The organism is uncultured Winogradskyella sp. (genome assembly GCF_963975125.1).
Taxonomy (GTDB): Bacteria; Bacteroidota; Bacteroidia; order Flavobacteriales; family Flavobacteriaceae; genus Winogradskyella.
Window position 1 is genome coordinate 19,691 of sequence record NZ_CAXBGB010000025.1, and the last position, 13,507, is coordinate 33,197.

Genomic DNA, 13,507 nt, shown 5'->3' on the forward strand with positions numbered 1-13,507 from the left:
GAAATAGCATTATGAATAGAGAAGAACTTATAAAAAAATGGCTAGATAACAACCTAAGTACTAGAGAGCTAAATGCTTTTAAGCAGCTAAAGGATTATAAGAATTTAATCCAAATGAATACTGCTTTAAAAGACTTTAAGTCTCCTCAATTCTTTATTGAAAACAACTACAAAACGCTAAAATCTAAACTTAAACCTAATGATTCTAAGACGAATCAATGGTTTAAACCTTTACTAAGGTTGGCTGCAATTTTAGCTTTAGGCTTCAGTATCTATTACTACACAACAACTTTAGACGCAAAATTTAACACCAATATCGCACAACAAACTACGATTAAATTACCAGATACTTCTACTGTAAATTTAAACGCCAATACAACATTAACTTTCAATGAAAAACATTGGAGTAAAAACAGAGAAGTGAGACTATATGGTGAAGCTTTTTTTAAAGTTGCAAAAGGGCAAAAATTTGATGTTATAACAGATGAAGGTTTAGTAAGTGTTTTGGGCACACAATTTAATGTAAAACAACGTCAATCTCACTTCGAAGTCACTTGCTACGAAGGCTTGGTTGCTGTAACACACAATAATAAAACGGTAAAATTAAAACCTGGATTCACCTTTCAAATTATAGATGGGAAACTACTTGCAAATGAAAAAGAAAACACTGCGCAACCAAGTTGGTTGCGTGGTGAAAGTAGCTTTAAAAGTGTACCTCTGAAGTATGTTATTTCTGAATTTGAGAATCAATATAACTTAAAAATAACTACAGATAATGTTGATACATCGCGTTTATTCACTGGAAGTTTTACACACAAAAATTTAGAATTAGCATTGCAGTCTGTAACAAAACCATTAAATTTAAGCTACAACAAATCAGGAAAATCTATCTTACTAAAACGTGAATAAACTATTACTAGGTTTAGTTTTCTATTTTTTAATTATTGCCTTTTGTAACCTTTCTTACAGTCAGAACCAAAAGGAGCAACAACCGCTTGAGCAAATTCTATTGCAATTAGAAAAACGTTACGAGGTGAAGTTCTCTTTCGAAACAAAAACAATAGACAACATAACAGTAGCACCATTATATACAGAATTATCCTTAGAACAAGTAATAAATCATTTGAGACTTGTAACAAAACTTAATTTTGAAATATTAAGTGATAGATTTATAGCTATAACACCAATAAAAGACACAGAATCTAATAAAACCATTCAACACTTAGAAGAGGTTGTGGTTAATAATTATCTTACCAAAGGAATTTCAAAAACCAACAACGGAACTATTGAAGTTGACACAAAAGCCTTTAATATATTACCTGGCTTAATTGAACCAGATGTATTACAGATTGTGCAAAATTTACCAGGAATTACTAGCGTTGACGAGCGTGTTTCTAACATAAATGTGAGAGGAGGTACTAATGATCAGAATCTCATTTTATATGAAGGTATTAGAATGTATCAAACAGGTCATTTTTTTGGTCTAATTTCAGCATTTAATCCTTATTTATCAAAAGACATAAGTATTTCAAAAAATGGTACTAGTGCTAAATTTGGAGATGGTGTATCTAGCACTATTTCAATAAAAAATGTTGATGATCTTGACCAAAAATTTAGTGCAGGTCTAGGAGGAAATCTTTTAAGCATAGACGGATTTGCTAAAATCCCATTGTCTAAAAAAACAGAATTACAATTGTCCACAAGACGTTCTTATACGGATATTTTAGCATCAACGACTTACGACTCTTATTTTGATCGAATTTTTAGAGATTCGGAATTAAACGCTTCTAACAATGTAAATACTCAATTATCATTAGATGAACGCTTTTTGTTTTACGATTTTAACGCTAAATTTTTATATGATATTAATAAAACCTCTAAGCTCCGTATCAATCTACTTAACATCTATAACAGTTTAGACTATAATCAAGTATTCACAACTACAGATAATAATTTTCAGAAAACCCGAAGTGGATTAAACCAAGTTAGTTATGGTGTAAGTGGCACCTATTCTAAAGTTTGGCAGAATGGAGTTAATGCCACTATTCAAGCTTATTATTCTAATTATGATTTAGATGCTGAGAACAATGACATTACAAATTCACAACGTCTAGTTCAAGAAAATAAAGTTGAAGATTACGGTTTTCGTTTAGATGTTTCAAATACGATTAATGAAAACACTAAATTTAATGGAGGTTATCAATTTAATGAAGTTAGCGTTACTAATTTTGAAGATGTTACCAATCCGGAGTTTACAAGCTTAGTAAAGGAAATTATTAGAACTCATGCACTGTTTGGCGAAATAGAATGGTACTCTAAATCTGGTGAAACTCATATACGTTTAGGTTCTAGAATTAGTTATTTTGGAAAACTATCAGAATTTTTAATTGAGCCAAGGTTTACCATAAATCAAAAATTCTTTGATTATTTTAGATTAGAAATATTGGGTGAGTTAAAAAGTCAATCCATTTCACAAGTTATTGATTTACAACAAGATTTTTTTGGTATAGAAAAACGTCGATGGCAACTTGCAAACACTAACAATGTACCTCTAATAACAAGTGAGCAAGCATCTATAGGTATAAGTTATAATCAAAATAATTTACTGGTTTCGATTGAAGGTTACTACAAAGGTGTAAACAACATTACTGCTCGAAGTCAAGGTTTTCAAAACCAGTTTCAATTCACTAATGACGTTGGTACTTACACAGTTAAAGGCATTGACTTTTTAATCAACAAACGCTTTAATAATTTTAGCACATGGTTGAGTTATTCTTATAGCAAAAATGATTATCAATTTAAAAATTTAAATAACGGAAAACCATTTCCAAATACATTAGACTTAAGACATGTTGCAAATGCATCATTAACTTATAATTTAGATAACTTCAAAATTGGTTTTGGTATCAATTGGAATTCGGGCAGGCCTTATACTACTCCATCAGAAATACAAAACTCTAGTAATTCTGTTATAGAATTTGAATCACCAAACAGCTCTAGACTAAGTGATTATTTTAGAACCGATATTTCGGCTATTTATAATTTTGAATTTACAAAGGGCATAAAAGCAGAAATAGGAGCTTCTGTTTGGAATATATTTAATCAAACCAACTTCATCAATAGTTATTACACCTTCGATTCAGATAATTCTATTACTAAAATAAATAATCGGTCTTTAAAATTTACACCTAATCTTAGCCTAAGACTAAATTTTTAGTTGTTAATTGTATGTATAACCCATTTAATAAGGCTATTACTTCTAAGATTAATTGGTCTTTTAGGTTATCTCCTTTATTAAAGAATTTTTAAATCTAATAAAACAAATTAAAGATTTGGATTAGGTTATTTACAGCATTTCATCGGTTATACCAACTTACCAAATTAAAGCCTCAATTCATTAGCAACAAGTATTTCTGTATAGATTGATTTAAAACATAAACATGAAAAGCTTGTCTAAAAAATTAAGGATTAAGGATTACCTCCTGCTGTACTTTCCATTTCTTTTTGCCTTTGCTTTTTAATACTCTTTTTTATTTTTTCAATTGCTGATTCTATAGACTTATCGGGTTCAATTAAATTGTATTCTCCCCAAAAATCGGGATCAGAAAAACCAGAAATAGCGTCATTAATAATTACGGTAGGTCTTAGCCTGTTCTTAATTCTAATCCTCTTATCTGTGGTGTTAATTTCCCAATCAGTAACAGCCATTTCACTAGACAAGGTGTAAACTTTATTGAATAGTTCTCGTTTTTTATTGATTTTAAATTTTAAGGATAAGGTTGAATAGCTATAATACCATTTATCGCCTTTTGCTTTATAATCTACTCTATAATTTGCTTTAAGCGGATAGACAATAATATCCCTAGGCTTTCTTCTAACTAGTAGGTTTTTAGATTTACTGGCATTACTAACATCTAAAGCATATTTAGCACTCACTAATGCTAAAGACTGCACATCTATATATAATTTACCAAAGTAATTTACGTTAAAACCGTTATTCTTAGGTTTAAAATTAACCACATAAACTTTTCTATTATTTATCGTTGAAGGCTGGTCGAAAGAAAAACTATAACTCGCAATACTTTTGTCTGTAAAAATATATTCGGGATATTTCATTATATCTATATAGATTGTAGAGAAAGGCCCACCTTGAAGTTTTACCGAAACCGTATCTAAACGTTTGTAATCTGTACTTTTTCTAGCCTTCCCAAGTTCAATTACATCGCGCTTTGGAGTGGTATGTGGTTGCTTCAGAATATTTACAACAGCCTCTGTTAAAGAGACATTTCTATTACGACGTTTAATAGTCTCTCTATAAAAAGCCGTCATATATATAGATTTGTTTTGAACGTTTTTATTCTTTTCCTTAAAAACTTTCCTCACTAAATTTTCTGCATTCTTAAAAGCAGAAATACTCACAGCAGACAGTTCGGTAACTGCTTCGTAGAGTTTTATCCTATTATTTTTATTAGACATTTCTGATAGTGGTAATACATGTGTTTTATAACCTAATAAAGAAATTATAACTTTAGAGTCTAAATATTTATTGGGAACTTTTATAGTAAACCCACCCTCAGAATTAGTTATAGTACTAATATTAGTCTCATTAACATTAAGGCTTGCTGCCTCTAATGCTTTGTTAGAACGACCGCTTACAACTTTTCCATTATACTCTGTAAAGTTATTTTGTGCCGTTAAAAACATTGAAAAAAATAGTGCCAAGGAAAGAAATAAAGCACTGACATTATGTTTAGATATACATCGTTCCATCGTTACATATTTAAGAAAAAACCACAGTAGAAACAAAAACCCACTTTAAGTAAAGATAAGAATAACTAGAAAGTTTCTAATCCAAATTTAAGTTAAAATTCTAATGTTTAAGGAGATGTAAAATACGTTTACATACGTTCTGGCACCTCAATACCTAAAATACCAAACGCATTTTTAATGGTTTGCCCAACCGATCTAGATAATTCTACTCTAAACGTTTTTTCTTTGTCTGTATCTGCTCCAAGAATTGATATATTTTGAAAGAAAGAATTATATACCTTAACTAATTCGTAGGTATAATTAGCAATTAACGCAGGACTATGCTGTTCTGCAGCATTTTGTATTACTTCTGGGAATTGCACTAATTGTTTAATTAATTGCTTTTCCTTTTCGTGAAGTTGTATCTCTACTTCGCTCGATATAATAGTATCAATAGTATCTGCTTTTCTTAATATAGATTGAATTCTAGCATAAGTATATTGAATAAACGGCCCTGTATTTCCTTGAAAATCGATCGATTCTTTTGGGTCGAACAGAATTCGTTTTTTAGGATCTACTTTTAAAATGTAATATTTTAGCGCTCCTAAACCTATTGTTTTATAAAGTGCTTTCTTCTCGTCTTCTGAATACTCTTCGAGCTTACCGAGTTCTTTAGAAATTTCTTCAGCAGTATCAGCCATTTCTTGGATTAAATCATCTGCATCAACAACAGTTCCTTCTCTACTCTTCATTTTTCCGCTTGGTAAATCTACCATACCATAACTTAAATGAAATAAGTTCTTAGCCCAATCAAAGCCTAGTTTCTTCAATATTAAGAACAATACTTTAAAATGATAATCTTGTTCGTTACCAACTGTATAGACCATACCACCAACATCTGGATAATCTTTTAATCGCTGTATTGCCGTACCAATATCTTGTGTCATATAAACGGCTGTACCATCTGCTCGAAGAACAATTTTTCTATCTAAACCATCTTCGGTTAAATCGCACCAAACAGAACCATCAGTGTCTTGTTCAAAAACACCTGTCTTTAAACCTTCAGACACGAATTCTTTTCCTAATAAATATGTTTGACTTTCATAATAATATTTATCAAAATCTACACCAATATTTTTGTAAGTTACTTCAAAACCATCATAAACCCACTGGTTCATTTTTTTCCAAAGCGAAACGACTTCTTCATCTCCTGCCTCCCATTTTATAAGCATGTTTTGAGCTTCTAATAAAATTGGAGCATTCTTTTTTGCTTCATCTTCAGATTGACCTTGAGCCATTAATTCTGAGATTTCAGATTTGTAAGCCTGATCGAACTTTACATAATAATTACCAACAAGTTTATCACCTTTCAATCCTGTTGACTCTGGTGTTTCTCCTTTCCCAAAACGTTGCCAAGCCAACATACTTTTACAAATATGAATCCCTCTATCGTTAATGATTTGAGTTTTGTAAACTTTTTTACCAGATGCTTTTACAATTTCAGCAACACTATAACCTAAGAGCACATTTCTTACATGCCCTAAATGCAGAGGTTTGTTGGTGTTTGGCGAAGAATATTCTACCATTACAGCTTTATCATCTTTTACCTCAACGAAACCATAATCAGCTTTATCTTTTATAGACATAAAGAAATCTAAATAGTAACTATCACTAATTTCGATATTTAAAAAGCCCTTGACAACGTTAAACCCTTTAATCAAATTGACATTATCCAACAAATACTGACCAATTTTTTCTCCAATAACTACTGGATTACCTTTAACGACACGTAACATCGGAAACACAACAACCGTAATATCTCCAGCAAACTCTTTGCGAGTGGCTTGAAATTCTACTGATTCTAACTCTGATTGAAACAACACTTTTATAGCTGCTTTTACCTGTAATTCTAAAGTCTCTTGAAGATTCATTTTCACTTGTGCTTTGGTGCTTTAAACGCTTGCAAAGATAGAAGATTTATTAAGAAATATAGTAACTCAAATTCTCTAACTCAGAAGCAAATCAAATTCATCAATTTAAAATAAAGTCTATATGAAAAGAAGACGGAAATATGATTAAATTTGATTAAGCATGAAATAGATAATCAATGAAACTTACTTCTTCAATACTTTTGCTTTTTATTTTAATTGTGTCTTGCACAGACTCTGAAAGCAATGATGATAGCCCAATCAATAACTCAGTATTCTATAAAGGCATGGATTTATCCTTTCAGAGTGAGTTAGAAGATTACAATGTAGATTATAAAGACGCTAATGGCAATTCTGTTGAACTTTTAGATTTTGTAAAATCTAAAGGCACAAATTTAGTACGACTAAGACTTTGGCATACACCACAAAATGGAGAAAATAGTTTATCAGGTGTAAAGGCTTACGCACAGAAAATTAAAGCTAAGAATATGAATTTTCTACTCAATTTTCATTATAGTGATTATTGGGCAGACCCAGGAAACCAGACACCACCAGTTGCTTGGCAGAATATGAGCTTTGACCAAGTGAAAGTAGCTATATACAACTATACTAAAGAGGTTGTACAACAACTGAAATCTCAAAATACGATGCCAGAAATGATTCAGATTGGTAATGAAACTGATAGCGGTTTCCTCTGGAACTACGGTAAAGTATGGGATGAATTTAATAATAACTGGGCTAATTATGCCAGTTTAGTTTCGGAAGCCATAAGAGCTGTAAGGGAAGTAGATACAAATAACCAAACTCAGATTATGCTTCATATCGCTGGTATTCAAACTGCTATTCCTTTTTTTAACGAATTACAACCTTACAATCTCGATTTTGATATTATTGGACTTTCCTATTATCCACAATTTCAAACCAAAGATTTAAACCTTGTAGCTTCAACACTAAATAATATTGCTACCACATTTAGCAAACCTATTTTTATGGTGGAAGTTGCTTATCCTTTTACACTACAATGGAATGATAGTCTGAATAATTTCATCGGAAATATAGAGCAAACTATTCCAGAATTTGCTCCAACTCCTCAGGGACAAAAAGCATATTTTGTATGGCTAGTAACAACTATAAAAAATATACCAAATAATAAAGGTATCGGCTTCTGTTATTGGGCACCAGATTGGGTGGCTTTTAATGGTAATGAAAATACATCCACAAATGGAACTTCTTGGGAAAATCAATGTCTATTCGATTTTAATCTAAAAGCTTTACCTGCTTTAGAAATATTTAATTATAACTAACTGATAAACAATAGACTAAACAAAACATGCATTTCATCGATAAACAGGTAGTTTTTCTATGATTTATGCCGTTAATCGATATGTGATTTTTAAAAAAAAAATCATTTGTCACTTCATCTAATTTATTGGTATTAAATCCTAATAATTAGTGTATTCGAGTACAATATAGCATTTTTGAAAGGCTATTAATCAATGTCCCAAAACATTAATGAAGCTTAATGATCAAACTTTAACCAAGTTGTTATTGTTTAGTGTTAACTTAATTTTTTCATCCCTCTATAAAAGTTATACGCACCAAAACAGCGCAATTCGTTTTAACGCCATTCGAAGATGAAACAGTTACTGACATTAGCTGTTTGTCTTACGTCGTTATTTATTTTTTCTCAAAATGAAAAAATAGATCAACTTACGGTACAATTAGCATATCAAAACCAAGATTCTACTAAGGTAGATATGTCGCTAATGCTCATTAACGAACTTTACGCTATAGAAGATTATAGTAAGGCGTTACTCTATATTAATCAGACTTCAAAACTTTCAGAAAAATTAAACTATACAAAAGGACTTGCCGAAAGCAGTTACTATAGAGCTTTAATCTATACAGAACGTAACGATTACTTCAACGCTATTGATAATTATAACAGGTCTAGAAAGTATTACTTGCAAATTAGCGATACGTTAGGCGTAGCTAAAGTGAGTAATAGTGTTGGACTTATAGAAATAAAACGCGGCAACTATGCTGTAGGTCTTAAAAACTCATTATCTGCTATTAATATTTTTGAGAAACTAGGTCTTAGAAATGAATTAAGCTCCGCTTACAACAATCTGGCTGAAGCATATTTTAAAACAAATCAAATTGACAAAGCAATAGATTTTAACTTTAAGGCTCTCGACGTAAGAAAAGTTATTAAAGATTCTAAAGGCATAAAAGCATCCACCAAAAATATAGCCGATTTATATTCCATAAGAAAAGAGCATCGTAAGGCGATTGAATATTATGAAAATGTATTAGGAATTTTAAACCCTGAAACTGATCAGGATTTACGTGGAGAGATACTGCCAAAACTAGGCAGCGAATATTTGCGCTTTAATGAATATGATAAAGCGTCTATGTATTTATCTGAAGGTTTAAAATACAATAGAAAGCAAGGCAATAATGAAGGTCTATTAAGAGCATTAAATGCTGTCGGAAAATTAAACCTTCAAAAGCGTAAAGTAAAATTAGCAGAATTACAATTGAATGAAGCTTACGCCATTGCTCAAAAAATTGATAACAAAACAGAGCTTTTAAAAAATTACAAACTTCATATTGCTTTAGATTCTACACGTGGATATTTTCAGAATGCGTTCTTCTGGCAAAACAAATATTATGATTTAAAAGAAGCACTTGCTAAAGTAGATCAGCCTGTATTTCCAACAGATGTAGATCCTTTAAATTTAAGTAACACCAATACTCTAGAAGATGATTTAAATACAGTTAAACCCAAAACACACACCAAGACATCTTGGCTAAATAGTCCTCTTACATTATATGGAACCATTGCTGCATTAGCTATTTTGTTAACACTTCTATTATTTAGTTGGTTAAAAGCTGAAAAATACAAAGACACTTTAGTTGAACAAAAGGATAAACTAGCACAAGAGCAACAGAGAAATGACGCCATCTTAGAGCAAACACATCATTTAGAAGAAGTTAATCAGGTAAAAGACAAACTCTTCTCAATTGTGTCTCATGATTTAAAAGATTCTATTTCTTCAATAAAGGCGTTTTTAGATTTACTGAAAGAAGACAGTATTTCTAAAGAAGAATTTAATGATTTAATACCCGAGTTAAGTGAAAATGCAAATAATGCATCTTCCCTTTTATTCAATTTATTAAACTGGTCTAAATCACAGATGCAGAATTTAGAACCTAAACCAGATTTGTTTAACATACAAGAGGTCTTTCATAATAAAATGGCTCTTGTAGAACAGAAAGTAGAAGACAAACGCATCGTACTTATTGATGAGTCGCAACGCGATTTTGTATATGCAGATAAGAGTATGTTAGAGATTGTGATTCAGAATTTAATAACAAATGCCGTTAAGTTTAGTAGAACTGGTGATGTTATTACAGTTTCTAACCAAGATGTTAATGGTAAATCCTTAATTTGTGTTGAAGACACTGGTGTTGGTATCTCTAGAGAAAATATTGACAAGCTTTTTAATGCCAATAAAAACTTCACAACTGTTGGTACCAAAAATGAAAAAGGTACAGGATTAGGACTAACTATCGCCAAAGATTTAGTAGAACTTAATGATGGTAGAATTTGGGTAGAAAGCACTCAAAATGTTGGCAGTAAATTCTTTATAGAACTTCCAAAAGCTGCACCACAAAGTTAATTTACTTAGCCGTTGTGCATTTTAAATCTAAAAATACAAATTGACGTCAGTTCGAGTGGTTTTGATGCTAATGGCGAGTATGTTTGGAGAGCTGAGAAAGGTGCTTATGTTTTTAATAAACTTGATTGAAAATTAGAAACAAGATCGCTACGCTTCTAGAGGATAGAGTCAAGATAATTGCTAGAATTGTTCCTGCTTATTAAACGCCTAAACAAATAAACAATTCAACTATTTACCCTTTAGGCAAAAACACCTCTGCCATCATACAGCGCGCACTTCCACCACCACAAGTCTCTATGGTCTCTAAAGAACTTGAAATAATAGGACAATGCTTTTCAATACTTTTTACCTGACTTGGAGTTAAGCTCTTATAAGCAGCTTCACTCATCACTAAATAACGTTGATTATCATTGTCTCGTAATTGCAACATGTTTCCAGCAAATTGATGCATTTGCGATTCAGTTATAGAAATGATTTCTTTGCCATCTTGCTTTAAATGTTTTACTACATTTTTACGCTCTTTTTTATCATCGATAACATCTAAGCAAATCACAGCGAAATTTTCTGCTAAACACATCATAACATTAGTATGGTAAATTGCTAAACGTTTTCCATCTACAGTTTGGTTAGCAGTAAAAATTATTGGAGTATATTCAAAATCTTCACAAAACTCAATAAACAATTCTTCATCTGCTCTTGGTGATAAAGCACAATACGCTTTTCTATTAACACGATCTAATATAATGCTTCCCGTACCTTCTAAAAAAATACCCTCATGTTCAGCAGACGTATAATCTATAATGTTTTCGATTCTAAAACCTTCGGCTTCTAAACGAATAAAGACTTCATCTCTACGTTCGCGTCTTCTGTTTTCTGCAAACATAGGATATTTTGCTACGTCTCCATTACCATGAAAACTCACCCAGTTATTCGGAAATATTGAATCTGGCGTATCTAAATGTTCATCATCATTTTCTACAATCACATTAATACCAACAGCTCTTAACTTCTCAACAAAAGCATCAAACTCTTCTTGCGCTTTTTTGTTAATCTCAGTATTTTTAATTTCTAAATCTTCCTGAAAATAATTATTGACAGCGGTTTGCTCGTTCATCCTAAAACCTACAGGACGAATCATTAAAATAGTATCAGTGGTTTGTTGCATTTAAATAAATATTAAAGTGATACAAAATTAATCTTTTTCTAGTATGAAAAACTTATAATCTGTATTTGATTAATAATTTTATTAGGTTTTGATTCTAAGGGTTTATTTCTTTAAGTTTGAGCTACAATCACAATAAAAATGAAAAAACTTATACTTCTTTTTCTCATTATCGTTTCCTGTTCTGAAAAAACTAAAAAGCTCGACTCAAAAAAAACAAAATCGAATATCGACTTTTCAACCGTTTTCGAAAACAGCCTAGGTTTAGAAACAGCAACCTACGAGGAAACGATTAGATATTATACAAATTTAGCAGATACTTATTCTGAAATTTTTATACAAGAAATTGGACAAACGGATTCTGGCAAACCTTTGCATATTGTTACTTTAAACATGAATGGTTCTGGTTTTAATTTTGAAGGTTTACGACAAAACAACCGAATTATATTAATTAACAACGGTATTCATCCTGGCGAATCTGATGGTATTGATGCAACAATGATACTGTATAGAGATATAGTACAAGGCAGAATTGAGGCTCCAAAGCAAACTGTAATAGTTACTATTCCCATCTATAATGTTGGAGGAAGTTTTAATAGAAATTCAGGTACACGTACCAACCAAAATGGCCCAAAAGAATATGGCTTTAGAGGTAATGCGCGTAACTATGATTTAAATAGAGATTTTATAAAGTCTGATACTAAAAACGCGAGAGCTTTTGCGGAATTATTTCATTTAACACAACCAGATGTTTTTATAGATAACCATGTTAGTAATGGCGCTGATTACCAATACACACTGACCCATTTATTTACGCAACATAATAAATTAGGAGGTAAGCTAGGCAACTATTTACATACCGAAATGATGCCAAAACTCGAACAAAAATTAGAAGCTAAATCTTGGGACATTACACCTTACGTCAATGTATTTAATCGCACGCCAGAATCTGGCTTCTCTCAATTTTTGGATTCTCCACGTTTTTCTACTGGCTACACTACGTTGTTTAACACACTGGGAATGATGGTAGAAACTCACATGCTAAAACCTTACAAGCAACGTGTAGAAGGCACTTATGAGTTACTAAAAACCATGATTGAAATTACAGAAGAACAAGGTGATAAAATCACACAGCTTAGAAAAGAACAAGCTAAAACATGGTCTGCAGGAAAAACCTATTCTCTCGCTTGGGCAATTGATACCACACAAGCTTCAACTATAAAGTTTAAAGGTTACGAAGGCGAAATGATTACGAGTGAACTGACTGGTGCAAAACGCCTAAAATATGACAGATCTAGACCATTTACAAAAGAGGTAACATATCAAAATTATTTTACACCAACTGCAGAAGTTACAATTCCAAAAGCTTACGTGATTCCTCAAGGTTGGCATAATGTTATGGATTTATTAAAGTTGAATAATGTTAAATTCACTCAAATTGAAAACGACACTACACTAACTGTTCAATCCTATAAAATTGATGATTACGAAACTAGAACATCTGCTTACGAAGGTCATTATGTACATTACAATACCAAAGTAAAAACTACTGAAGAAAAACTAATATTTAAACAAGGAGATTACATCATTAAAACAGACCAAAACGCGATGCGTTACTTACTAGAAACATTAGAACCTACAGCACCAGATTCGTTTTTTAACTGGAATTTCTTCGATACCATTTTACAACAAAAAGAAGGGTTCTCTCCTTATGTTTGGGAAGATAAAGCACAAGAGATCCTAAAAGCAAATCCTAAACTACAAATTGAGTACAATATAAAAATAAGCTATGATGAAGACTTTGCAAACAATTGGTATGCCCAATTAGATTGGCTACATAAACAAAGTGGTGATTACGAAAAGGCACATTTGCAGTATCCTGTTTATAGAGTTAATTAGAGCTTGACTTTGTAAAAATTTTCAACTAACTTCGTTTACCGCTTGATAAAAAACATTGAAACGGTTTTTTATCAGAGATTAATT

Annotated in this window: 8 protein-coding genes; 5 read left to right on the plus strand and 3 right to left on the minus strand. The window is 31.5% G+C overall.

Annotated features, from left to right (window positions below):
* Nucleotides 1-11 precede the first annotated feature (11 nt).
* Both AAC053_RS05440 and AAC053_RS05445 read left to right on the plus strand, forming a co-directional pair.
* Entirely contained in the window at nucleotides 12-908 is an 897-nt protein-coding gene (locus AAC053_RS05440; protein ID WP_339753805.1) for a FecR family protein, read from the plus strand.
* The gene (locus tag AAC053_RS05445) at nucleotides 901-3,216 is read left to right on the plus strand and encodes a TonB-dependent receptor (RefSeq protein WP_339753807.1); all 2,316 of its coding nucleotides are present in this window, start codon (nucleotides 901-903) and stop codon (nucleotides 3,214-3,216) included. The genes AAC053_RS05440 and AAC053_RS05445 overlap by 8 nt, the downstream gene beginning before the upstream one ends.
* A 251-nt stretch (nucleotides 3,217-3,467) precedes the next feature.
* On the opposite strand, the gene AAC053_RS05450 is transcribed toward AAC053_RS05445, so the two are convergent.
* Nucleotides 3,468-4,769, minus strand: coding sequence for a carboxypeptidase-like regulatory domain-containing protein (locus tag AAC053_RS05450; RefSeq protein ID WP_339753809.1), 1,302 nt, complete (start codon nucleotides 4,767-4,769; stop codon nucleotides 3,468-3,470).
* Nucleotides 4,770-4,897: 128 nt separating this feature from the next.
* Nucleotides 4,898-6,679, minus strand: a complete 1,782-nt coding sequence (gene argS, locus AAC053_RS05455) for an arginine--tRNA ligase (protein ID WP_339753811.1) — start codon at nucleotides 6,677-6,679, stop codon at nucleotides 4,898-4,900.
* Nucleotides 6,680-6,855: 176 nt separating this feature from the next.
* Here argS and AAC053_RS05460 point away from each other — a divergent pair, with 176 nt between their 5' ends.
* Nucleotides 6,856-7,980 (plus strand): glycosyl hydrolase 53 family protein, encoded by a 1,125-nt coding sequence (locus AAC053_RS05460; protein WP_339753814.1) that lies wholly within the window; start codon nucleotides 6,856-6,858, stop codon nucleotides 7,978-7,980.
* A 330-nt stretch (nucleotides 7,981-8,310) separates the two neighbouring features.
* Nucleotides 8,311-10,362, plus strand: coding sequence for a tetratricopeptide repeat-containing sensor histidine kinase (locus tag AAC053_RS05465; protein WP_339753817.1), 2,052 nt, complete (start codon nucleotides 8,311-8,313; stop codon nucleotides 10,360-10,362).
* A gap of 232 nt (nucleotides 10,363-10,594) precedes the next feature.
* On the opposite strand, the gene AAC053_RS05470 is transcribed toward AAC053_RS05465, so the two are convergent.
* Entirely contained in the window at nucleotides 10,595-11,527 is a 933-nt protein-coding gene (locus AAC053_RS05470) for an arginine deiminase-related protein (RefSeq protein WP_339753820.1), read from the minus strand.
* Between the two features lie 138 nt (nucleotides 11,528-11,665).
* Here AAC053_RS05470 and AAC053_RS05475 point away from each other — a divergent pair, with 138 nt between their 5' ends.
* Complete coding sequence (locus AAC053_RS05475) at nucleotides 11,666-13,423, plus strand: M14 family metallopeptidase (protein WP_339753823.1); 1,758 nt, start codon at nucleotides 11,666-11,668, stop codon at nucleotides 13,421-13,423.
* Nucleotides 13,424-13,507 lie beyond the last annotated feature (84 nt).